Here is a 22,155-nt window from a genome sequence, read left to right on the forward strand (position 1 = left end):
TTATTTCACTAGCCTTCGTACTGGAACAGGTACTCTCGATACCACACGATCGACTATTTCTTCCGCTCGAATCCCTTCAAATTTCGCCTCTGATTTTAGAATAATCCGGTGGGCAAAAACAGCTGGAGCCAAATATTGAATGTCATCGGGAAGTACATAATCTCTGCCATACATAAATGCATAGGATTGTGCTGCTTTCATTAAAGCAATGGATCCTCTCGGGCTTACCCCAAGATAAACACTTGCATGAGTTCTCGTCCGACTAGCCAATTCTACGATATAGCGCTTGATTGTATCATCCACATGCACTTCTTTAATCTGTGTCTGCAATCCTCTTAATTCTATCAAATCGATTACTGGCTCCAGCTCATCAATGGGCTTTACTTTCTGCGCCCGATTTAATACTTCTATCTCATCCGCCATATCAGGATAGCCCATTTTCATTTTTAATAAAAATCGATCCAGCTGGGCCTCAGGAAGTGGATATGTGCCTTCATACTCAATTGGATTCTGAGTTGCCATTACAAAGAAAGGCTTTTCAAGCTGATGTGTAACTCCATCAATTGTGACGCTGCTTTCTTCCATTCCTTCCAGCAAAGCGGACTGCGTTTTTGGAGACGTACGATTAATTTCATCAGCTAAAATAATATTCCCCATAATAGGCCCTGGTCTAAATTGAAATTCCATTTCCTTTGGATTATAGATGGACACTCCTGTAACATCTGACGGAAGCAAATCGGGTGTAAATTGAATTCGCCTAAAGTTTGCACCCACAGACTTCGCCAGTGCACGCACCATCATTGTTTTCCCGACACCCGGAACATCCTCTAGCAATACATGTCCTTCTGCAAGCAAAGCAATGATACTTAATTCCGCTACGCTGCGTTTCCCAATCATTACTTTTTCTATATTTTTCAATATCTTATCTATCATCGGGTGAATATGTTCATGAGTCATAAAGATCCTCCTGTTATTAGCCCTATTTTTCTAAATTCATCCATTTATGTAATTCGATATTTTTTGTCAAAATCCTGCGGAAATTAAAATTCCCTGAAAGGAATTCCTCTCAGGGATATTTTTTGTATTCTGCTGATTTGCCGCAAATTCTTCAAAATGGTTTACATAATCTTCTCTTCAAATGCTTTATTATTCATTTCCATATTACTTCTCAACCCAAGCGCCCCTGCAATAATGTAAAGTACGCTTGGGACAAACATAAGAAAAATCGATATCGGAAAGGAAAGGACGCCACATGTAATCATTAATCCGCCATAAAGTTTATTGTCCATCCGATTCACCAGACAGCTCATGATTAACGCGCCTATTTGGATAATAAAAAATACAAATGTAATGATAGCAACCACCCAAGCAGCACCTGGGTCATCAGCTAAAAAACCAGCAATACTAAAAAAGAAACCGACTAAAGACAAAAGTATGCCTATTATTCCCCCGACTAATCCTAATACAAATTCCGCTGTTCTATTCATATACTCCTCCTGTTGCACACCACAATCTTAAATAAGATAATTTTCATTGTCCTATTCATTTTCCAGCTCTTTATACCACTTATCCTTCCACGCCTGAACCTTTGCATCAATTTCTTCATGCGCCTTTTTTGCCTCTGCATCTTTCTCTTCTTTAATCGCTTTAAAATGGTCTGTGCGCAAAATACGCATTTCCTCTGCTTTGTCAGAGACTTCCGTTCCATCTTCACGGCTAATCAGTTTGTTATCCTTTAAATAATAAACTGCCGTTTTTATTCTGTCAGCTTCCCGTTCAGATGCATGATAAAGGGGTCCATAAATATTCTGCAATCTTTCCATTTGATCTACATATTCATGCAGCTAAACACCTTGCGTCCCAATCAGCTGAAAAATACTTGGTTTCCATTTCTTTAAAATAACATCCTCAAACTCTGATTTATCACGAACAGTAGCATAATTACCTCCACCCGCTTCAGCAACCTGTTTTAGCTGCTTCTGCCCATCATCATCTACATCAAATCCAATAATATTTACCTTCGCCTCCGGTCCCGATATGACCGTACGCCAAAAGTGAAACATTCACATCCTCCTCAAGCTGATCTGTAAATTGCTTAATCGTTTCCTTGGCTAAATCCATCTTCACTCCACCAGCGACACTTGCTTTCATGCTTCCACTCACATCCATTAAGATGACTACATTTGTTATCTGTTTTTTGGCTATTTCAATTTCGGCTTCTCCATTTCCTCACTTGCGGATGGCTTTGCTTTGTCTGAACATCCAGAAAGAATAAATAAACATAGAATTATACTCAAACTGCCTGCTAAATAATAACTGCTTTTTCTTAGCATTTCATATCCTCCTGATTTGTACCTTACTGTTCATTTTCCGCACGTATTTGTTCCATCCGTTCAGCCCAATCATTGATCTTCTTATCAATCCGATTGACTTCATCATCAATTTCCTTTAATTTTTGTTCTTTTAATTGATTTGTAAGCTGTTTTAATCGCTCTCCATGCTCCTCAATTTTGCCAATTAGATTCTTTTTTTGTTCCTCTGTAATTAGGCCCTCAGCAAACATGACGTTCGCAGCTCCCATGAACCTTCCTTGCTCTACATTAATTGCATCTGAAATTTTCAGTGCCATTTTATGTATATCCATATTCATCCACGCAACCGTAAAGGTTCCCTTAGGTGTGGACCACTGCTTTCCGATAATATCAATCAGACCAGGCGGCACCCATTTTTGGATAACTGTACTTTTTAGTTCCTCCGTATTTTTCGCTGAGAAATATGCTCCTTGTCCAGCTTCCGCAACAGCCTTTAATTGATTCTCTTGCTTTACATCGACATCAAAGCCAATAATATTTACTTTACGATTTTCTTGCCCTTGTACAAATTGCTTTGCTTCAGCAATAGGGTCTCCATCACATGTTTCTGCTCCATCGCTTACTATATAAAGAGTGATCTCCCCATCTAGCGATTGACTAACTTCATATGCTTTTTTAATTGCACCTGCTAATGGGGTCCAGCCTTTCGCTTCGACACCATCAACTGCTTGATAGAAACCTTCTTCTTCATACTTTTGCAGCGGATAAACTTCATCTATTGTCGAACACGATAATTGCTTATCTTTATTTTCCTGAGATCCGGCATGCCCATAGATATAGAGAGAAACCTCACTAGCTGAGCCAATTGTTTTCGCAAAGCTTCGGACAGCGCTTTTTGCGATTTTCATTTTCTGCTCACCATCTACGTTCAGCAGCATACTAGAGCTTGCATCTAACATGATAATGGCTTTTGAAGGAGCTGCATTCTCTTGAACTGTTTCTTCTGAAACTTGCTCAGGTTCTGGCAAATACGGTTCATCAAATTCAGGCTTAAATGTTAGTAACTCCTTAACCACTTGCGGATACGCACTGTTGCCAATGTAATAAATGAGTGATTGATAAAGCTTATCCACATCATCCGTTTCACCTGCAACTGAACGCAAATGCTCAGTCAGCTCACTCTCAATTCCTTCTAACGTATGCAGACTTGGCCAGGATGCTGTTTCTTTTTCATAGGAAAAATTTGATGTAAGTTTGCCAGGCTGTGAGTTTGCAAAGTCCTCTATCGTTTCTGGGATTTTCACTGCCTCTATTTCTGTTAATATACTGTCCTTTTTTACTTCATCCTTTTTCTGAACATTTCCAGCTTCCTCTTCTACAGCCTTCTCTGGTTCTGCTTCAGGCTTTTCCTTGATTGTTTCATTTTTCTCCGAACAGCCTGAAAGAATTAGCAATAAAATAGCAATCATTGAAATTGTCCGTTTGAACACTTCCCCACCTCAATCAACGTTTTATAAAATTATATTACAGGATTCCCCGATAATTTTTCCTAAAATATACAAAAACAGGAAATAAGTTATAGGTATGGATTCATTTCTTCTAGGAAAAAAGATAGAATAATAGTTGTTGCTCGATGAAACTATTTTCACAAAAAAACCTTAATGGGCTTATTTGCCAATCAAGGTTTTTTCGATATGTCATAGCTAAGTTAGAAAAAGCCATGTCTCGTTCATTTTCATCTTGACAACATATTCTTTGGACACGCCTTCGTCTTCAACATCCACTTTCCTAGTTCCCTTTTACTATCCATACTACATTTCAATATTAGTGAATACAAAAAAAGCCCATTACCAAAGTACATAGTTATCCCTTGGTGACAGACTCCTCCAAAATTTCATTTCTATTAATTTGTGAACTAGTAAATCAAAATTTTTTATACCCGCCTAAATCGATAGCACTATATAAGTTATTTTATGAAGTAAGTTTTAATCCTATTGCTGCACCTAGAACCATAGCTATGAAGACCAGTCTTTTCCAGTTTTTTGATTCACCATATAAAAGCATTCCTAATATTGCTCCACCAGACGCACCAATTCCTGTCCATATCGCATAAGCTGTCCCCATAGGAAGTGTTTCCATTGCATAAGATAGAAGCACGAAGCTTGCTCCAAATCCAAAAACTAATAGAACAAGTGATTTCCAATTACGATCCCTATGAAGTTTATTTATCATAGCAACACCAAACATTTCAAATAACCCCGCTAAGACTAAAGAAGTCCACGCCATTAGGAATCAGCCCCTTCCTTAACGTCATCCTTTGTAACTAATTTCAAACCAATTACTCCCGCAAGTAACAGTAAAATCAAAAGTATTTTACTTATTTTAAATGGCTCTCCAAAAAATATTATTTCAGAAATAGCAGTGCCTGCAGTACCCAATCCCACAAAAACTGCATATACAGTTCCTACAGGAAGTTCTCGTCCCGCCCTTATCATTACATAGAAGCTTATGATAATGGATATCACTGTTCCAGTCCAAGTCAAAAAGTCATCAGCATGTTTTAAGCCAATAACCCAAAACACTTCAAAAAAAGCAGCAACAAATACTTTAATCCAGTTTGCATTCATATAAATGACACCTCCAATTTTATTTATTTTCCCCCAAAAAATAAAAAAGCCTGAGAGAAACTGATAAACAGTTTTCTCCCAGGCTTTTATCCCTCCGTGACACAGCAAGCTGTGAGTTTTCTCTCGGACCAGACCAACAGGTAGTTGCGGAACCCTAGAAAACATTTAAATTATTCATTTTTCTTTTATTATACGCACATTTAAAATTTATTCAAGATTAAAATTATGGGAATTTAGAATACAAGTTTCAAGTTTGCTTTTTTGTTTCTACAGTTTCTAGATTTATTTCTATACTCACTTTTCAACAAATTTTGGTATACTTTTAAATGGTTTGATAATAAAATATAATTGACTAATAAAATAAAATTTATCAAAAAAGAGGTGAATTCTTATGAATTATTTAGACTTATATTTGCAAAGACATCATTGCAAAAGATATGATGTCTATAAAAAAACCGGTGTGAGTCAACAGTTACTTGCAACTCACATCAATAAAAGCATTGAAAAATACTCCAGTAAAGTAATAATTGCAATTGCAGAAACATTAGATAAAACTCCGGGTGATGTACTAAATGAGCTCTTGCTTTTAGAGAAAGAAAAACCGACTTATGAAGCTTATAATCCAAATGATTTATTAGTGGGGTTAAAGTCAAAGTATGACAAGATTATTATACAAGGAGCATACTACAAAGAGGTAAAGAAAATAATGAACACTCAGCTTTCAGATAATGAACTTTTAGGAGTTGAATTGGGGAGTGCTGGTGTGTTATCCATTCTAATCTTTGCGATAGAATCCGTCATGGGCTTATTTAGTAATTCAGAAAAAATTGAAAAGGAAATAGAAAAAAGGTTACAATTGTATAATATTTTAGAGATGACTGATGAAAGTTTAGTTTTAGGTTTAAAACAATTAGATTATTAATCAAGTATTGTTTCATAATAACTTTTATCAAGTGTTCTGCATCTTTAATTGTACAAAAATAGGCTTAGCCCTTCTAAAAGGAAAACCCTGCTAAGTTCATATGATGAGTATCTTATATCAAATCAACTACCAAAAAGCTATTAAAGAATTAAGAGCCATTAACATAAAGAAAGAGCGTAATTCTTCCTGCTGAATTGCGCCCTTATGTGGAAGATTGATATTAAAGTAAAGCCACTTTGCGTAAGTACTATTTTAGTAAATAATATTTTCGACTACTTCGTAAAGTATGTCATTGAGATTAAATCATAATATATATCCTCATTAACTTTTATAGCTTTTACTTTACGACCTTCCTCAACAAAGCCGACCTTTGCATATAAAGATATTGCATTCGTATTTTCAGCGAACACCTCAAGGCAAACTTTTTCAATTAAAGGGTTTTCTTTTGCCCAAGCTAACAGTAAAGATAGCATAGCATTACCAACCCCTTGATTCCTAAATTCGTCAGCAACACTCATACCAAATGAACCTTGATGTTGTATTCTCTTTTTATGACCATTATGGAAATCTAAAAACCCAATAATATTGTTTTGATATTCTGCTACAATTGCTAACTTGCCATTGTCATCAAAAATCTGTTTTATAAATTGTTTTTGTTGTTCATAGGATACTTTGAATTCGGCTTCCGTAGTAAGTAAAAATGGTGCTTCGCTAATAATGGTTTGATTAAACCTCAATACCTTCTCCGCATCTTCAGGTAATGCCGTTCTTACTGTATATGGTTCGCCTTTATTATTGACGAAGTGCTTCGGTTGAATGAACCCCATAGAATATCACTCCCTCTTTTGTTTTATATTTAATTTCTTCCGAACTGTGTGATTCTCCTTTCTCATTACCTGCATTTATAGTTGAATTAAAAAAGCGATGCTTCGTTAATGAAGTATCGCGCCAATTAGTTGAACTAGATTTGTATAATTTTTTTGTTCATTTGAATACAGGTCGCATAAAGCTTCTCTCATAACTTAGAATACATTTCGTTTCCTCAGCAAATTTAAAAGCTTCCTGACATTCGGCATCCAATGCCATCTTTCCTCGGTACTCTTCATATGCTGCTAAACTAGGGAAAGTGAATAGGGCATAAGCAATATTATTAGCACCTTCATGTGGAAGGAAATATCCTTGATGTGAACCGCCTAATTTATTAACTAATCGAATCCATATCTTACCGTATTCTTCGAATTCCTTTACTTTATACGGGTCAATAACATATTTCAGATAGCATGTAACCATCTTACTCCCCCTAAAAATCTATTTTTTTATCATAACATAATATTCAACTAACCTCCCTCTATATAGAAAGGAAAACCTCTCGATTTCTCTTGTTTTCTCTGAATTACACAATAGTCTGTTTTAAAATTCATTTGAATATTGGAAGAGTTGCCCTAACAATTAAAAATGTATATTTCTTAGGTCTAAAGTATAGTTTTTTAATCTTTCCCCAAGCCACTTTTGCTAAGAACTAATAGTTATCAACAATCCCCCCTAAAGATGCAGCTTTTACACTGGGTTCTTTCATCATTTCTAGAATTTGATCCTTCGTCCCATAAACGACTACTCCTAATATTTCTATATCTTCTATTTTTATATTTTTAAAGGTACTGTATACTTTCTTATGTTCACTAGAAACACTCGTTTGAAGTAATTTGAGAAACCGATCATAATCATAGTCTAAATCTGCTGTTGAAGTAAAAGGACTATTTGTGGAAAAACCTAAAACATCATGTTCTCTAATAAATGTTGAAGACCAGTCATTTTCTTTTGCTTCTTTTTGAAATGCTTTTACTTCCCTATTCGTATACGTATTTATCCAAAACCAAGTCATTTCAGGAAGTACAGCAAAAGGTAATTCATTTGGCTTGTATGGCTTATCAAATGAGAGCGCAACCTCATATATTTTATCTCCCTGCATTTTTTCAATCAGTTCTTCATCCTGTTTGTATTTTTTATACGTAACATTAGGATGAAAAAACATCATTTCTCTCCAGCCGTTTTCTTTATAGGAAACTTGCCAATCCTCTCCAGTGACTCCGATACTTCCTCCTGAACCTCTTGAAATCAAAACAGATGGAATCAGACCAAACGAATATTGTTTTTGTTCGATAACGAGCGATTTGATTTTCATGTCTTTTGCCACTTTATAATTGCTTATTCCTCCTAAAAAACCTCTCGAATCAACTGTTTCGCTTATATAACCATTTGGCGTACTAAGTCTGATATAAGCATCCCATTGTTTAAATGTCTTTTGGCTATAATAAGCAGAAATAGCAAAGTTTAAAATGTTCAAAATAACAAATACGATTACCGAAATGATTCCAATCGTAAAAATCGTCTTCCTTTTGCCTTTTTTAATCGCTTTTTTTATCTTCCTTTCATCAAAAACATCATCTGTAAAGTCATTCATGAAGATTCCTCCATTTCTTTTGAAAATCTTTTCTTGCTCGAAACAAATACGTTCTAATGGTTTCTTCCTTCATTCCTAGTAATAGTGCCATCTCTTTATAACTTAGTTCCAGTTCGTATTTTAATAATAAAAGCTGCTTGTAATTTTCTTGTATACAATTTAAAGTAAGTGCTATTTCTTTATTCATTTCAATAGTTAATACATTAGATTCCGTATCATGGTCATTGGTGAAATTATTCCAGAAGCGATCATCATTAATCGAAATCACTTTTTCTTTTCCTTTTTTCTTTAGATTTTTTTTAAACTCATTCATAGCAATAGAGAAAATATACGAAAGAGCTTTATGTGAAGCAACACCACTGCTGTAAGCTATAAATTTTGTATAGCTTTCTTGGACAATATCTTCTGCATCTTCATGACTGCACCCGTTCTTTTTTAAATAAAAATAGATCATTTTTGCTTGCTTTTTATATAATTCCAATAGAAGCTGAGAATCCATAGTTCCTCCTCTCTACTATCCTCTATAAGTATAGAGTCCTTTTCCCTAAAAAAGTTTACAGCAAAGCAAAAATAAAATTAGAAAAAATAAAACCTTGACAGGCTTAAGCCTGTCAAGGTTTTTGGTTAAGCTTACTTATTGTTGAGTATAAGTATGGATTAACTCCGTTTTAAAATCTTCATACATAACCTGATAGCACATGTAAACTGCAATAAAAAACTTCCATATAAATGACAGTTTTTCCAACTTCCTTATTCTCCTACTATTTTTGCATCCTTTAACATTTCTTCTGTAAGTGTAATTCCTTCCTGCTCAGCTGCAGTTTTGTTAATAACAAGCTCTAAGCTTTCTGGAAAACCTACTGGAATCTCACTCGGCTTTTTCCCTTCAAGAATTTCGACTGCCATTTTGCCAGTTGTATATCCTAAGTCATGATATTCAAAGCCATATGAAGCAAATGTTCCGCGTTTAACTGAATCACTTTCCCCTACAAATGTTGGGATATCCTTCTCGTTGGCTACAGTAATAACTGATTCAAGAGCGGAAACAACTGTATTATCCTTCGGAATATAGAAAACATCCGCTCTTCCGACTAATGACTCTGCTGCTTGTTTTACTTCAGAGCTCGCTGATATGGTTGTTTCAACAGCCTCTAATCCAAGTTCCTTTAGAGCCTTTTTCGCGTTTTCCACATTAACAACAGAGTTAGGTTCCCCAGAGTTGTAAATCATCCCTACTTTCTTGGCATCAGGAAAAAATCTTTTAATTGCATTCATTGTATTTTTAATTGCGTCTGGATGTGTATCGGACGTACCTGTTACATTTCCACCCGGTTTTTCAAAGCTTTCAACTAATTCAGCACCTACCGGATCAGTGATTGCAGTAAACAGGATAGGAATTTCCTTTGTCGATTGAACAGCTGCTTGTGCACTTGCTGTTGCAATAGCTAAAATCAAATCATTATCATCCGCAACGAGATTTTGAGCAATCGTCATGTTGTTGTTCATATCTCCTTGCGCATTCTGGTAATCTAGCTTAAGATTTTTTCCTTCCTCGTAACCAGCATCCTTCAAGGCAGCAATAAACCCTTCACGTGCCGCATCTAATGATGGATGTTCAACCAGCTGCGTAATTCCTATTTTGACTGTTTCCTTTTCTTCCTTGCTTCCCCCTGCTTCTTTGCTTCCTGGTCCACAAGCAGAAAGCAATAATAGGGAGCTGCATAGCAATGCAGATAAAATCCTTTTCAAGCACTTTCCCTCCTTCGACTATTTCGTGCATGTTCTAGTTGAAGGCATAAGGATATGTACTCAGATGCAGTCATGGATAGTGTCCTTTCAGCCAATATTAGATTCATATTATTCATAATATTTAGATATTACCATATTTAGAAACATATAAACAATGATAACTTCTGCTATCAACGATTTTTTTATTAGAAATATTGAAAGTCCAAAATGTTGCTATTACAATGCTCCTAAACTGTCAAACCATTTACGATAAAATTGTAATTGTTCTGCAAGGCTAACACATTTTAATGTTTCTTCATATCCGAAAATGTGAACGATATCCTCTGTGGAAGCTGGCTTACCTAAGGTTAATTTATAAGCTAGCTCCCCGGTTCCCATAGATATTTGCATGGGGGATGGGTAAACATTTTCAGCTGCACCATTGCACAATATTTGAATCTGTTGAGCCTCTAACTGTTCTCTAAGTAATTGAAGCGATAGGAAAAAGCTTTCTCCCTGATGACTCATTCTACTTCCTTCTATTATTAATTCGATCAAAACAAGATCATCATTAACCGGTGATTCCTCAAACAACAATAGTTGTCCATTAATCAAGTTTCCCTCATTATTTATAAGTTTAATATTCTTCTCTTCTCCAATCATAACGGCTACCTCCTAAACGATGGATTTGGAATAAATTCTCCGGTTAATTTCCCTTTCTTCTTCACATGAGCTCTTACAATTACACTTGGCTTAATTCCACCGGGTATAGAATGCTCTAATTCCTTATTTAATATTTTTCAACTACATAGAGGAAAAAATATTAAATTTTTACACCTATCTACTTATTACCATCTGTTTAATATTCGGTCAATAACGCCTAACTTTCCGATATTACATACTTTTCATTTCAATAGATATAAAACAGTACTAAATCATTATTTTTACTATAAATAGCAAGAAACGCTTGGAAACTTAACCAAGCGTTTCAACTGCATTATTAATCGTAGCCCTTTCTTTCTTGCCATGCAGTAAATAATAAAGACCAGAGGATACCAAAACAACATTGCCTAAAATCATGTAAAGTGTACTATAGCCCGTAATTGGTGTGAAGAATCCCAATAGATAAGGTCCGAATCCAAGCCCTGCATCAAGAAAAATAAAGAAAGTTGATGTAGCTAATCCCATTCGATGAGGTGGAGTGAGCTTAATGGCAATTGCCTGTGTACATGACTGCATATTTCCAAATCCGAGTCCAATTAAGATGCCGGCTGCTAACAGCGTAACGCTGTTGTGAGCCAAACCTAAAAGCAGCATACCGGCTGTAAAGAAAATAAACGCCGGATACATCACATAGTTTGCTCCTTTTACATCCATTAATCGGCCTGTAAATGGACGTGAAACCAATACCGCTATTGAATAGACAAGAAAGAAAAAACTTGCTGCGCTAACAAGGTCAATTTCAATAGCATAGAAATTAATAAATGATAGGACACTAGAGTAACAGAATGCTACAACTAAAGTAATCAATGCGATCGGAACGGCCTTTGGCTCAATAAATTGAGAAAGCTTGAATCCTTTTATCTCATTTGTTTTTGCTGATCCTTCCAATACCGGTACATACACAAAGAATGCTGTAATCAGACTAATGATTCCTAAAACAAGGCAAAGACTAAAAATAATTTGTGTACTAGTATGCTGGCTCATATACAGACCAACGAACGGTCCGATTGCAGTAGCCAATGTGGCACTCATACTATAATAACCGACCCCTTCACCTCTTCGTGTTTCCGGGATAATCTGAGCTACAATTGTTCCCGTTGCAGTACTCGCAATACCTAACGTAATTCCATGCAATAAACGAGTAATAAGGAGGAAGACGATCCCGAAGTGGATAAAATATAATGTTGTCGATAAAATATATAAAATTAATCCAATAAACAATGTTCTTTTACGCCCAATTGAATCGATACTGCGGCCGATAAATAAACGGCCAATTAACGTCCCCACAATAAAAATTCCTGTTACAAGTCCTGCCTGGCTTGCTGTCGCATGATATTCATCTACCGCATAGACACCTATAATGACGATTAATAAATAAAAGACTAACGTTAACAAAAAATTGATGCTGGACACAATAATAAAATCCTTCGTCCATAATTTAGGCTTACTCACTTTTATTACCCTCTCTATTAAATAGGTTCTCTTGTATTTTAGGAAGAGTGTGAAAAGTAGCCTTTTGCTCGTCTTTCGCTACCCCTTCCATCACACTATTTTCTAAATCAGTTATTTTTTTTCTGCATCCCTGGTAAATCTTATCTCCTAATTCAGTTAACTGAATCACTTTTTCTCTCCTATCCTTACCGGGAATTTGCTTCACCATTTGCAGTTCTTCCAAACGGTGAACCCTCCTCGTAATGGTCGGCTTTTCTACATTATATCTAGAAGAAATATCTACAAGTGTCGACGGTCCATTGTTTTTTATATGATAGATAACTTGCCATAAAGAATAAGAAAGCTCATAAGCGCTCAATAATTCATTCAATGTAGTAATTAGTGATCGATAAAGACTTAAATAACGTTGAAAAAAACCTTCCAACTCTTACACTTCCTTTCACGAAATATAATTACCATAGATAACTATTACCAAAGGTAACTATATGGTTATTTAAAGAAAAAGTCAAGTTACTCTCTATTATATGGTAAAATATTCAAAGCTATAAGCTTATTGAATATCATTAAGAGAGGTGGTATTTGTTATGGAATATAGAGGATCCAGCGCCTATGACCAAGCTGATTTTTTTAACAGTTACACGAAAAGAAGGGATAGAAAGGACAGTCCCAACAATGCGATTGAAGGCCCTATCATAAAAGAACTTATTGGTGGCGTTCAATATAAGGATATTTTAGATTTAGGCTGTGGTGATGCCTCATTTGGTAAGGAATTACTAAAGCAAGGAGCAGCATCTTATACAGGAATAGAAGGTTCTGAACAGATGATAGCTTCTGCAGCTTTCAATTTATCTGGATTAAATGGAGCCCTTCTGCATGAAACTATGGAATCCTATCATTATCCTGAAAGCGATTTCGATATTGTCACCTCTCGTTTTGCCATACACTATGTTCAAGATATTCTTTTACTATTTCAAAACGTGCATAGCACCTTAAAAGATAATGGAAAATTTTTTTTCAGTGTGCAGCATCCGCTCACTACTTCTTCTTTTATAAGCAAGCAAAAAGGAGATAAGCGCGGGAACTGGGTCGTTGATGATTACTTTATAGAAGGAGAAAGGAAAGAACCTTGGATCGACCAAACCGTTGTAAAGTATCATCGAACCATTGAACATTACTTTAAAGCACTTACTGCATCTGGTTTTTCAGTGGTTGATTTACGAGAAGGAACACCTAAGCGTGAGCATTTTTCTAATGAGGAAGAGTTCACTAGAAGACTAAGAATCCCAGTCGTACTTGCCTTTTCCTGTACCAAATAAGCAGAAAAATTTATGTTCCTCAGTGTCATCTGCAATGGCAAAAGCCCCTTTTATACAGGGGCTTTTGCCTATTTAATTAACTATATGCAATCCTCTATATTTAAGGAGCGATCTGCCCATTGCCGATAGAACTTTTCTTCATGAGAGACTAGTAATACACTGCCTTTAAACTGAATTAATGCCTTTTGTAATGCTTCTTTTGTTTCCGCATCTAAATGATTGGTAGGTTCATCTAAGATAAGAAAATTGCACGGCGAAAGTACGAGCAGGCATAACTTCACTTTCGACTGTTCTCCGCCGCTCAGTGTCGCTATTGCTTGAGTCGTATGGGTATTCTTTACACCACATTGAGCCAATCGGCTTCGAATTTCCTTCAATCCCAATTTGGGATAAAAATCTGAGATGATTTGAAGCGGTGTTTTCGTTCCATCTTCCCATGCTAAATCTTGTTCGAAATAACCAATCTTTACTGATTCTGAAAATCGAAAACTGCCTGCTACAGCCGATATACGTTGTACAAGTGTTTTTAGCAATGTGGATTTACCGATTCCGTTGAAGCCTGTAATTACTAGCTTTTCACCGCCTAGAACGGAAAAATTCAATTTAGGCAATAAGGGTTTTCCGTAACCAACCTCTAGGTCGTTTACAGAGAGTGCAATCTGCGCGGAAAGTGAGATTTCCTTAAAGGCAAAAGCAGGTTTATGAGTGAAAGTTGGTGGTGCCAATCGTTCCATCCTTTCAAGCTGCTTCCGGCGCCCTTGTGCGATCTTCGTATTAACTCCAGCAATATTTTTTCTAATAAATTCCTCCGTCTTTTCAATCTTTTTTTGCTGGGCTTGATATTGCCTGACATAATCCTCACGTAAATGCTCTTTTTGACGAAGAAAATCCGAATATTTCCCAGCATACTTTTTGATCGTTCCAAACTCAATATCGCATATGCAAGAAGATACTTTTTCTAAAAAGTCATAATCATGGGAAACAACGATATAGGCGCCATCGAAAACGGCTAAATAATTGGCAAGCCATTCTACATGTTCTTTATCAAGGAAATTCGTTGGTTCATCCAGCAATAGAACATTTGGCTTTTCCAGCAAAAGCTTCGCCAGAATGACTTTCGCCCTCTGCCCTCCGCTCAGTTCATGAATTAAGCGATCCGTGCCAATTGCATTTATCCCTAACCCGTATACGACTTTATCAATATGACTGCCTATTGAATAAAAATCACTCGCCTCAAGCTTTTCCTGATAGGCTGCCGCTTGCTCCAGTAGATCATAATTACCTGTATCCGCCATCTGCTGATAGAGATCATTTATTTTCTGTTCTAGATCAAATAGATTTGCAAAGGCCGTGTTTAAATATTCAATAATTGTTTGCGTTCCCTTCATTTTGGCATATTGATCAAGATGTCCTATACGAATAGAAGATTGCCATTTGATCAAACCGTTATCCGGAATAATTTCTCCCATCAATATTTTTATCAGGGTGCTTTTCCCTGCACCATTTTGTCCTACAATCCCCATATGCTCGCCTTTGTATAAATCAAAACCTGCTTTATCATATAGAACCTTATCTATATAACTGTGGGTTAAATTTCTAACTTCAAGTAAACTCATTCTCATTCCTCTTTTCCTAAAAATAAAAAAAGCAAAGAGACGGCGTTTTTAGACGCCAGCTCTTTGCTTTGGGGTTTTGCTGCAATAGATGCAACAAAATTCTTTCAATAATCATTGAAAAATCCAAAACAAAGGGCCATAGACAAAGCATTGTCTATGGCCCTTTAATCTTTGTATCATCGGCAAATAGTCATACTCAAATAAGCATAGTACCCTACACTTTTATCAGCAAACGATTAGCCGATGAATAGAGGAAGCCGCGTGCTTCCTGATTAGGCTCCTGACACAATGCTTCATCGTATACATTTGTGCGGAGCAAATCTCTCTAATGAAAACTCGATTCTGATTATTCATTTTATGGAAGCACCTCCTTTCCTCTTTCTATATTACGATTAATTCATAAGGATGTTCTCTACATACAGCCTATAATGTCAAACCGCCATCCACAAGAACAATCGAACCAGTCATATAGCTTGCGCGATCTGATGCTAAGAAAGAAACCATTTCAGCTAGTTCTTTCGGGTCAGCATAACGGCCCATTCTCATATTTGAAATCTCTTCTGGAACATAACCGCCTTTTTCAAATTGAGTGGCTACACTAGCAGTTAGGGCTGTTTGTACCCCGCCCGGACATAGGGCATTAATACGGATTCCCTTATTAGCATATTCTAATGCAGCCCCTTTTGTAAAGCCTATCACTGCATGTTTACTTGCAGAATACACTGCTACACTGTGCTCAGGACGAACTCCAGCAGTAGAGGCTGTGTTAATAATAGAACCACTGCCTTGCTCTTCCATTACTTTTAACACATATTTCATGCCAAGGAAGACCCCTTTTACATTGATCGCCATAATTCGATCAAATTCAGATTCTTCCACTGAAGTGAATGGAGCAAACTTTTGAATAATACCTGCATTATTGAAAAATACATCTATACGTCCATATGTTTCGACTGTTTTATTTACATAATTTTGTACTTCTTCATCTTTTGAAACATCTGCTTGAACGAAGATCCCTTCTCCGCCCTGTTCTTTCACAAGCTTTAATGTTTCTTCCCCTGTTTCTTTATTGAAATCGACTAGAACAACGGTTGCGCCTTCACCAGCAAGTTTCAAACTGCTCGCTCTGCCAATCCCGCTTCCTGCTCCAGTTATGACAGCAATTTTGTTTGTTAATTCCATTTATAGCTCCCCCTTGTTATTAAATAGTTGATACATCAATTATTTTAAAACTTGCAAAGCTATATTTATTGCAATATTTTACGAATAATAGTATTTTTTTATCATCTTTAATACACAAAATAAATTCAACTAAACTTGAATGGAGCTTGTAATTAAAATGGAAATGCCAAAAGAAGAATTACTATCTATTTGTCAGTTAATTTATGAAGCTCATCAAATTCCCATTTATTATGTCAATACACTAGGTGAGATCGAATACGAAATTTCAACAAGTGACATGCGGAGAAATCCATACGATGTCCCGTTCAAGCAGCAGATAAGTGTATATTCTAATGAAGAGGATCCCAGTGATTTTCCTATCTTCTTTTCGAATTCTAATTTGAACTTCTTTTTTGTTCATCTGAAAATGGAGATTCATTTTTTAGGTTCTATTATAGTGGGACCTGTCCTTGAATCGGAAATTTCAGATGAAAATATCTCCAAAATTATAGACGCCTTTAAAGGAAACGTGAATAAAAAAAGTCTTACTGACTACTATCACTCCATTCCGATTATTGATAAACAGCAGCTGCTGGCGATCAGTTTATTAATGTATTTTTTGATTTACCGTAAAAAGCTAGATAAATCATTTGTCATACAAAACAATCATGCACTAAACCTCGTTAATATTGAATCAGAGGATTTAGATCTTGAGTTTTCTAATGGAAGAAGGAATTTAATTTTTCATTCAAATCTTTTATATGAACGAGTTTTGCTCGATTATGTTAAACACGGCCAAAAAGATAAATTAAAGGACATTTTCGACTACTCGATTATCGGTGAAGCAGAATTGGGGCTATTGTCAAAACGAAATCGTTTAAGAAGTGAAAAAAATCTGATGATAACAGGAATTGCACTTGTTTGCAGAGCGGCGATTGAAGGTGGTTTAAATGATGAAATAGCCTTTACTTTAAGTGATTTCTATATTCAGCAACTCGAGGAATTAGGAAGTTTGAAAGCCATTCTGAAATTAACAGAAGAAGCCATAAGTGATTTTACCAATCGTGTGCACCAATTAAATGTAGCAAAATATTCGGCACCCATAACTGCTTGTCAGAACTATATTTATAACCATCTGTATAGCGACATCTCACTTGATCACCTAGCAGAAATATGCCATTTAAGTCCCAATTACTTGTCATCCCTTTTTAGAAAAGAAGTTGGTGCGCCTATAAGTGAATATATTCAGCGGCTTAGAGTGGATGAAGCAAAAAGACTAATTGATTTAACAAACTATTCAATTGCCGAAATTGGCACATTTCTAAACTTCAACGATCAAAGCTATTTCATAAAAACCTTCAAAAAACATACCGGACTAACACCTAAGCAATATAGAGGAAGGGACAGAGAGACAGGATCATTGTCCCAGTTATGATAATGATCCTGATAAAAAGCTTCTATTGTAACCACAAGATTATGAAGAGACAAATAAAAAAAAAGACTACCTCCTGATTTTTAGGACCGCAGTCTTTAATCATTTAATTTGTTCAAAGCAGCAATCTCAGGGTACTGTAAAAGTAATTTTTCATTTGCACTTTCCATTTGCTCATAATATTTCGAATATGAAACACTTAATTTTTTCATCGCAGGAATAAATACATCATAATAACCACTTGTACGATTATATTCTTTCAGTATTCTTTGCATATGATAAACCGGTGATTGTTTATATTCCTCAGATTGCTTATATTCTAAGTATTGTTCTAACATTTCCCTATTTCCAGATAAAAATTTCTGGGGATCTTCTATAGATCGTTTTGTGTTCTCTATCATGCCATGAATATCTTCTATATTGATATGTTTTGTGCTTTCAACTAAAAACGATTGTACTTCTTTAGGAAAGTCTATAGATGGTGCGTTATCCAAAAACGTGATAATTTCTTCATAAGCAGCTTGCTGTTCACTAGTTGTAATAGGTTCATTCAAAAATCGTGCAAAATGTAAGCAGATAAATCGTCCATAGTATCCTGGGAATGCTTCCAACAACTTTTCTGTTACCGTTGCACCCTGCTCAATCGTTTCCAGTTCCTTATCAATTTCAGCAAAGCTATAGCCACAACTAAGCTTATCAAGAATAGCCTTTTTAGCTTTTTCCCGCTGTAAACTTAATTCCTTCTGTACGGATATCTTTTGAAGTGCAGAGCTAGTTTCATCCGCAAATATCATCTTAATTTCTTCTATTCTAAGACCAAGCTTTCGTAAAACGGAAATTTCCTTTAAGCGTTCAACATCCTTGTCACTGAAATCTCGATACCCATTTTCTAAACTGTCAGGAAAAATAAGATTTTGTTCTATATAATAGTTAATTGCCTTTTTAGTCAAATTTGCTAATCTGCTTGCTCACTCATCAACACGTTCTTCACCTCCATTTCATCTTAAACTAGCACCCAAGGGAATAGTCAATAGCTCTCTACTGAAAGGAGCGAGAACAAGAGTAACTGTCTTTTTTTATAAAAACAGTCTTTGCATAAAGAAAACCCCTTCCGAGCAGAGACTACACTTGAAAGGGGCACTTTTATTTATGCAATGCAGGAGCGGATATCACTCAGGCCGCAGCTGTTTCTTATTTCGACCATTAACAAACACATTCCCTTACACTACTTGTTCTATTTCCATAAGCATTTTACCTAACTCTTTATTGTTCCTTTCTGCAAACTCTTTCTCCCATTTAAAAATACTTTGGAATTCCTTCATAATTGGTTGTCTCCATTTTTTCACCCACTCTATATTAAAGAGCATCGCACCCGTTCTACGAACAAAAAAGTCACTAGCAGTCATAGTCATTTCATAATGAACCGAGTACTGTATTAATAATCGGATAAATAGAGGCAGCCCTTCTTTTACTTCTATTTTCTCTGCAAGTTGAATGAGAACATCCGAATTTGTTCCATAAATAGAAACTAGGCTGTATGCCTCATCATGAGAAAAGCCTGCACGAATAAATTCTCTCGTTTTTTCTTCTACGTAGCGGTCATATTCAGACGGCATTTCAAAATCTCCCCCTGAAATTCGCAAATGCTTTGTTTGACACGGACTAAAGAGAGAACCCTGTTTATCCAAATCCGCTGCAACAACATCGATAATTTGTTCTGCCATCTTTCGGTAACCTGTTAGCTTACCACCGGCAATAGTAATTAGACCTGTAGGAGATGTCCAAATTTCATCCTTTCTTGATATCTCAGATGGTCCCTTTCCTTCTTCACGAATTAATGGCCGAATTCCTGCCCATGAAGACTCAATATCTTTCATTTGCACCTGAACGTCTGGGAACATAAAATTGATCGCTTCGACTAAGTATTGTTTATCCTCCAAAGCTGCAACAGGATTTCTTATATCACCATTGTATTCTGTGTCAGTCGTACCCACATATGTCTTTCCTTTTCTCGGAATGGCAAAAACCATTCGTCCATCTGGTGTATCAAAATAAATAGCTTGTTTTAATGGGAAAATTGATTGATCAAATACAATATGTACTCCTTTTGTATGAAATAAATGTTTCCCTTTAATGAGTCTATCTTTTTTAACTAAAGATTCAATCCATGGGCCTGTTGCATTGACAATCTTCGAGCCAAATACCTTTACTTCCCTATCAGAAAATTGATCTACTCCGATCACCCCGATAATTTTATCTTCATCGTATATAAATGATTCAGCTTTAACATAGTTTAATAGTATGGCGCCGTTCTCAACAGCCTTTTTAGCAACCTCAATCGTTAATCTTGCATCATCAGTACGATACTCAACATAGTATCCTCCACCAATTAAACCATCTTTTTTTAATAAGGGCTCTTTTGCGAGGGTTTCTTCTTTCGACAACATTTTTCTTCGTTCATGTTTTTTTACACCAGCTAAAAAGTCATACATCCGAAGACCAGCAGAGGTAGAGTATTTTCCAAATGTGCCTTTTTTATAAATTGGAAGAAGCATCCACTCCGGGTGTGTGACATGAGGAGCGTTATTATAGACGATTTCACGCTCTTTACCCACCTCAGAAACCATTTTTATTTCAAACTGTTTTAAATAACGAAGGCCACCATGTACTAATTTCGTTGATCTACTAGAGGTACCTCCTGCAAAATCCTGCATTTCAATAAGTGCAACCGACATCCCTCTTGTAACCGCATCTAATGCTGTACCTATACCTGTGATGCCTCCGCCAACAATAACAACATCAAAATGCTGCTGATTTACTTCTTTCATCCATTGATCTCTTTTTGCAAAAGAAAATTCACTCATCTTGTTCTTCCTTTCTAGTATTGCTGCAAAAAAAATCCATACTTTTACACACCACAAAAAAACGCAGTGTAAAAAGTATGGTCTCTCATCTATTCTCCAACCAAAAAACTTTATATTTATTTTATTCTGAAAATGATATAATTGTTTTACTATTATTTACTTTTTTTACATTAAAGGAGACTTTTAATATGAATATTGTTGACCTCGTAGAATCTCAAATCATAGCTTCTGTTGTTGAAGAAAAAGATTTAGATGTTGCCTGCTGCTCAAAGCCAAATGTTGTGTTCTTGTTAACTGGTGATCTATTAACAAGTGCAGACTACATTAAAAAGTTACAATCTAATGGAAAAACTGTCTTTCTTCATTTAGATTTTATTGAAGGATTATCCAATTCAAAATCTGCTGTTGAATATATTGCTAAACACTTGAAACCTACTGGAATCATTACAACTAAAAGCCATGTTGTAAAGTATGCGAAGGAATATGGTTTAGTGACTATTCAACGTATCTTTCTTCTAGATGCTGCTGCTATTGAAAAAGGAATTGAAATGGTTAAATCCTGTAATCCAAATGCAGTCGAAATTCTACCTGGTATTATGCCCAAAATTATCGACCAGCTTGTGAATCGCCTGCCGCATCCAATCATTGCAGGGGGTCTCGTAACTGAAAAGAAAGAAGTGCTATCTGCATTAAAGGCTGGTGCACTCGCAGTTTCCGCTGGAGACCATTCCATGTGGAACTATGATTTATAATTGATCAATGTATTTTACACTATCTAATATATGCTTAGGCTTGTGAATTGAATCTTCTAAAAGCTCTTTTGTCGTTATTCCGGTCATCACTAGCACGGATGACATGCCTGCTTCATTGCCCATTTTGATATCCGTTTCTAAACGATCACCAATCATGAAGCATTGATCCACAGGCATCTTCAATACTTCTTTTAATACATACTGTGCCGTAAGCTGTGATGGCTTTCCAGTCACTTGAAATACAGACTCACCAGTAACAGCCTCTAACGCTCCAATCATCGCGGCGCAATCCGGAATCTCTCCTCCTTGAACAGGACAAGTACGATCAGGGTTCGTCGCAATAATTTTCGCACCATTCTTCCACGCTTGATAGGCATTATTAATTTTATTATATGTGAATTCCCTATCCCAGCCTAACACAACATAGGATACATCATTCGGCTTGTCTGATAGCTGAATCCCCTGCTCTCTAAGTTCATCTAACAAAGGCTCTTCACCGATACACATCACTTTTTCGTCCGGCTGCAATACCGATTTTAAATAGAGCGCAGTAATATAATTCGAATTAATCACTTCTTCTAATTCCACTTGAATGCCTAAATCATTTAGTTTTCTAACGTAATCAGATCGTCTCGAGATGGATTTATTTGTTAAAAAAATGACTTTATCCCCTCTTTTTTTTAGACGGCTAATGGCTTCTGGCACCCCATCAATGACATGCTCATCTACATAAATCGTTCCATCTAAATCAAATACATAGCCTTTCACCTTATGTTACCTCCTTAATCC

Annotated in this window: 25 protein-coding genes, 1 pseudogene and 1 riboswitch; of the genes and pseudogenes, 4 read left to right on the forward strand and 22 right to left on the reverse strand. The window is 36.1% G+C overall.

The annotated features are described in order from the left end of the window. The 9 genes from FI644_RS06605 to FI644_RS06640 form a co-directional block, all read right to left on the reverse strand. Positions 1-957: an AAA family ATPase gene (locus FI644_RS06605; RefSeq protein ID WP_053478138.1), complete on the reverse strand. Its 957-nt coding sequence runs from the start codon at positions 955-957 to the stop codon at positions 1-3. A gap of 161 nt (positions 958-1,118) precedes the next feature. Further along, a complete protein-coding gene (locus tag FI644_RS06610; RefSeq protein WP_053478137.1) occupies positions 1,119-1,487 on the reverse strand; it encodes a DUF4064 domain-containing protein in 369 nt (122 codons plus the stop codon). 51 nt (positions 1,488-1,538) lie between these two features. Further along, the gene (locus FI644_RS06615; RefSeq protein ID WP_053478136.1) at positions 1,539-1,823 is read right to left on the reverse strand and encodes a hypothetical protein; all 285 of its coding nucleotides are present in this window, start codon (positions 1,821-1,823) and stop codon (positions 1,539-1,541) included. Positions 1,824-1,844: 21 nt separating this feature from the next. Next, on the reverse strand, positions 1,845-2,063 hold the full coding sequence (locus FI644_RS06620; protein WP_053478135.1) for a hypothetical protein: 219 nt from the start codon (positions 2,061-2,063) through the stop codon (positions 1,845-1,847). Further along, entirely contained in the window at positions 1,999-2,151 is a 153-nt protein-coding gene (locus FI644_RS06625; RefSeq protein WP_172797609.1) for a hypothetical protein, read from the reverse strand. The genes FI644_RS06620 and FI644_RS06625 overlap by 65 nt, the downstream gene beginning before the upstream one ends. Before the next feature lie 50 nt (positions 2,152-2,201). After that, the gene (locus FI644_RS27120; protein WP_256376286.1) at positions 2,202-2,333 is read right to left on the reverse strand and encodes a hypothetical protein; all 132 of its coding nucleotides are present in this window, start codon (positions 2,331-2,333) and stop codon (positions 2,202-2,204) included. A gap of 23 nt (positions 2,334-2,356) precedes the next feature. Continuing rightward, positions 2,357-3,802, reverse strand: coding sequence for a vWA domain-containing protein (locus FI644_RS06630; RefSeq protein WP_142108181.1), 1,446 nt, complete (start codon positions 3,800-3,802; stop codon positions 2,357-2,359). A gap of 481 nt (positions 3,803-4,283) precedes the next feature. Next, on the reverse strand, positions 4,284-4,598 hold the full coding sequence (locus FI644_RS06635) for a DMT family transporter (protein ID WP_053478133.1): 315 nt from the start codon (positions 4,596-4,598) through the stop codon (positions 4,284-4,286). Beyond that, positions 4,598-4,939, reverse strand: a complete 342-nt coding sequence (locus FI644_RS06640) for a DMT family transporter (RefSeq protein WP_053478132.1) — start codon at positions 4,937-4,939, stop codon at positions 4,598-4,600. The genes FI644_RS06635 and FI644_RS06640 overlap by 1 nt, the downstream gene beginning before the upstream one ends. A 73-nt stretch (positions 4,940-5,012) precedes the next feature. Next, a riboswitch (guanidine-I (ykkC/yxkD leader) is annotated at positions 5,013-5,108 on the reverse strand. A gap of 222 nt (positions 5,109-5,330) precedes the next feature. Here FI644_RS06640 and FI644_RS06645 point away from each other — a divergent pair. Next, positions 5,331-5,861 (forward strand): helix-turn-helix domain-containing protein, encoded by a 531-nt coding sequence (locus FI644_RS06645; protein WP_056682276.1) that lies wholly within the window; start codon positions 5,331-5,333, stop codon positions 5,859-5,861. Positions 5,862-6,133: 272 nt separating this feature from the next. Here the strand turns inward: FI644_RS06645 and FI644_RS06650 are convergent, their stop codons facing one another. The 8 genes from FI644_RS06650 to FI644_RS06685 form a co-directional block, all read right to left on the reverse strand. Beyond that, positions 6,134-6,688, reverse strand: a complete 555-nt coding sequence (locus tag FI644_RS06650) for a GNAT family N-acetyltransferase (RefSeq protein ID WP_053478130.1) — start codon at positions 6,686-6,688, stop codon at positions 6,134-6,136. A 157-nt stretch (positions 6,689-6,845) separates the two neighbouring features. Beyond that, positions 6,846-7,151, reverse strand: coding sequence for an NIPSNAP family protein (locus tag FI644_RS06655; protein ID WP_053478129.1), 306 nt, complete (start codon positions 7,149-7,151; stop codon positions 6,846-6,848). Between the two features lie 229 nt (positions 7,152-7,380). Next, positions 7,381-8,322, reverse strand: coding sequence for an anti sigma factor C-terminal domain-containing protein (locus FI644_RS06660; protein WP_053478128.1), 942 nt, complete (start codon positions 8,320-8,322; stop codon positions 7,381-7,383). Further along, a complete protein-coding gene (locus FI644_RS06665; protein ID WP_053478127.1) occupies positions 8,315-8,821 on the reverse strand; it encodes an RNA polymerase sigma factor in 507 nt (168 codons plus the stop codon). The genes FI644_RS06660 and FI644_RS06665 overlap by 8 nt, the downstream gene beginning before the upstream one ends. A gap of 251 nt (positions 8,822-9,072) precedes the next feature. Next, positions 9,073-10,071, reverse strand: a complete 999-nt coding sequence (locus FI644_RS06670; RefSeq protein WP_053478126.1) for an ABC transporter substrate-binding protein — start codon at positions 10,069-10,071, stop codon at positions 9,073-9,075. Positions 10,072-10,287: 216 nt separating this feature from the next. Next, positions 10,288-10,713, reverse strand: a complete 426-nt coding sequence (locus tag FI644_RS06675; RefSeq protein ID WP_053478125.1) for a hypothetical protein — start codon at positions 10,711-10,713, stop codon at positions 10,288-10,290. Between the two features lie 312 nt (positions 10,714-11,025). Continuing rightward, positions 11,026-12,231 carry an MFS transporter gene (locus FI644_RS06680; RefSeq protein WP_053478124.1) on the reverse strand — a complete coding sequence of 402 codons (1,206 nt, stop codon included), beginning with the start codon at positions 12,229-12,231 and terminating at the stop codon, positions 11,026-11,028. After that, positions 12,218-12,649 carry a MarR family winged helix-turn-helix transcriptional regulator gene (locus tag FI644_RS06685; RefSeq protein WP_053478123.1) on the reverse strand — a complete coding sequence of 144 codons (432 nt, stop codon included), beginning with the start codon at positions 12,647-12,649 and terminating at the stop codon, positions 12,218-12,220. The genes FI644_RS06680 and FI644_RS06685 overlap by 14 nt, the downstream gene beginning before the upstream one ends. A gap of 160 nt (positions 12,650-12,809) precedes the next feature. Between FI644_RS06685 and FI644_RS06690 the strand changes: the two genes are divergently transcribed. Then, complete coding sequence (locus FI644_RS06690; protein ID WP_053478122.1) at positions 12,810-13,541, forward strand: class I SAM-dependent methyltransferase; 732 nt, start codon at positions 12,810-12,812, stop codon at positions 13,539-13,541. A gap of 80 nt (positions 13,542-13,621) precedes the next feature. Here the strand turns inward: FI644_RS06690 and FI644_RS06695 are convergent, their stop codons facing one another. Then, on the reverse strand, positions 13,622-15,157 hold the full coding sequence (locus tag FI644_RS06695; RefSeq protein ID WP_053478121.1) for an ABC-F family ATP-binding cassette domain-containing protein: 1,536 nt from the start codon (positions 15,155-15,157) through the stop codon (positions 13,622-13,624). Positions 15,158-15,580: 423 nt separating this feature from the next. Further along, positions 15,581-16,339: an SDR family NAD(P)-dependent oxidoreductase gene (locus FI644_RS06700; RefSeq protein ID WP_053478120.1), complete on the reverse strand. Its 759-nt coding sequence runs from the start codon at positions 16,337-16,339 to the stop codon at positions 15,581-15,583. A 157-nt stretch (positions 16,340-16,496) separates the two neighbouring features. On the opposite strand from FI644_RS06700, the gene FI644_RS06705 reads away from it, so the two are divergent. Further along, positions 16,497-17,753: a helix-turn-helix domain-containing protein gene (locus FI644_RS06705; RefSeq protein WP_142108182.1), complete on the forward strand. Its 1,257-nt coding sequence runs from the start codon at positions 16,497-16,499 to the stop codon at positions 17,751-17,753. Positions 17,754-17,848: 95 nt separating this feature from the next. On the opposite strand, the pseudogene FI644_RS06710 reads toward FI644_RS06705, so the two are convergent. Together FI644_RS06710 and FI644_RS06715 are read right to left on the reverse strand one after the other, a co-directional pair. Continuing rightward, positions 17,849-18,706 (reverse strand): annotated as a pseudogene (locus FI644_RS06710) (MerR family transcriptional regulator); the annotation flags it as partial. Positions 18,707-18,970: 264 nt separating this feature from the next. Further along, entirely contained in the window at positions 18,971-20,614 is a 1,644-nt protein-coding gene (locus FI644_RS06715) for a glycerol-3-phosphate dehydrogenase/oxidase (protein ID WP_142108184.1), read from the reverse strand. 188 nt (positions 20,615-20,802) lie between these two features. On the opposite strand from FI644_RS06715, the gene FI644_RS06720 reads away from it, so the two are divergent. After that, complete coding sequence (locus FI644_RS06720; protein WP_142108185.1) at positions 20,803-21,366, forward strand: glycerol-3-phosphate responsive antiterminator; 564 nt, start codon at positions 20,803-20,805, stop codon at positions 21,364-21,366. Here FI644_RS06720 and FI644_RS06725 read toward each other — a convergent pair. Further along, entirely contained in the window at positions 21,361-22,134 is a 774-nt protein-coding gene (locus tag FI644_RS06725) for an HAD-IIA family hydrolase (protein WP_053478116.1), read from the reverse strand. The two genes, FI644_RS06720 and FI644_RS06725, sit on opposite strands and share 6 nt — an antisense overlap. Positions 22,135-22,155 lie beyond the last annotated feature (21 nt).

The organism is Cytobacillus solani, from assembly GCF_006704205.1.
Classification (GTDB): Bacteria; Bacillota; Bacilli; order Bacillales; family Cytobacillaceae; genus Cytobacillus; species Cytobacillus solani.

Excerpts from the sequence above, each read along its gene's own strand:
- FI644_RS06640 (WP_053478132.1), bottom strand. The coding sequence starts at position 4,939 with ATGAATGCAAACTGGATTAAAGTATTTGTTGCTGCTTTTTTTGAAGTG.
- FI644_RS06700 (WP_053478120.1), bottom strand. The coding sequence starts at position 16,339 with ATGGAATTAACAAACAAAATTGCTGTCATAACTGGAGCAGGAAGCGGG.
- FI644_RS06615 (WP_053478136.1), bottom strand. The coding sequence starts at position 1,823 with ATGGAAAGATTGCAGAATATTTATGGACCCCTTTATCATGCATCTGAA.
- FI644_RS27120 (WP_256376286.1), bottom strand. The coding sequence starts at position 2,333 with ATGCTAAGAAAAAGCAGTTATTATTTAGCAGGCAGTTTGAGTATAATT.
- FI644_RS06650 (WP_053478130.1), bottom strand. The coding sequence starts at position 6,688 with ATGGGGTTCATTCAACCGAAGCACTTCGTCAATAATAAAGGCGAACCA.
- FI644_RS06695 (WP_053478121.1), bottom strand. The coding sequence starts at position 15,157 with ATGAGTTTACTTGAAGTTAGAAATTTAACCCACAGTTATATAGATAAG.
- FI644_RS06660 (WP_053478128.1), bottom strand. The coding sequence starts at position 8,322 with ATGAATGACTTTACAGATGATGTTTTTGATGAAAGGAAGATAAAAAAA.
- FI644_RS06655 (WP_053478129.1), bottom strand. The coding sequence starts at position 7,151 with ATGGTTACATGCTATCTGAAATATGTTATTGACCCGTATAAAGTAAAG.
- FI644_RS06635 (WP_053478133.1), bottom strand. The coding sequence starts at position 4,598 with ATGGCGTGGACTTCTTTAGTCTTAGCGGGGTTATTTGAAATGTTTGGT.
- FI644_RS06675 (WP_053478125.1), bottom strand. The coding sequence starts at position 10,713 with ATGATTGGAGAAGAGAAGAATATTAAACTTATAAATAATGAGGGAAAC.
- FI644_RS06665 (WP_053478127.1), bottom strand. The coding sequence starts at position 8,821 with ATGGATTCTCAGCTTCTATTGGAATTATATAAAAAGCAAGCAAAAATG.
- FI644_RS06720 (WP_142108185.1), top strand. The coding sequence starts at position 20,803 with ATGAATATTGTTGACCTCGTAGAATCTCAAATCATAGCTTCTGTTGTT.
- FI644_RS06605 (WP_053478138.1), bottom strand. The coding sequence starts at position 957 with ATGACTCATGAACATATTCACCCGATGATAGATAAGATATTGAAAAAT.
- FI644_RS06715 (WP_142108184.1), bottom strand. The coding sequence starts at position 20,614 with ATGAGTGAATTTTCTTTTGCAAAAAGAGATCAATGGATGAAAGAAGTA.
- FI644_RS06705 (WP_142108182.1), top strand. The coding sequence starts at position 16,497 with ATGGAAATGCCAAAAGAAGAATTACTATCTATTTGTCAGTTAATTTAT.
- FI644_RS06610 (WP_053478137.1), bottom strand. The coding sequence starts at position 1,487 with ATGAATAGAACAGCGGAATTTGTATTAGGATTAGTCGGGGGAATAATA.
- FI644_RS06625 (WP_172797609.1), bottom strand. The coding sequence starts at position 2,151 with ATGAAAGCAAGTGTCGCTGGTGGAGTGAAGATGGATTTAGCCAAGGAA.
- FI644_RS06690 (WP_053478122.1), top strand. The coding sequence starts at position 12,810 with ATGGAATATAGAGGATCCAGCGCCTATGACCAAGCTGATTTTTTTAAC.
- FI644_RS06645 (WP_056682276.1), top strand. The coding sequence starts at position 5,331 with ATGAATTATTTAGACTTATATTTGCAAAGACATCATTGCAAAAGATAT.
- FI644_RS06620 (WP_053478135.1), bottom strand. The coding sequence starts at position 2,063 with ATGTTTCACTTTTGGCGTACGGTCATATCGGGACCGGAGGCGAAGGTA.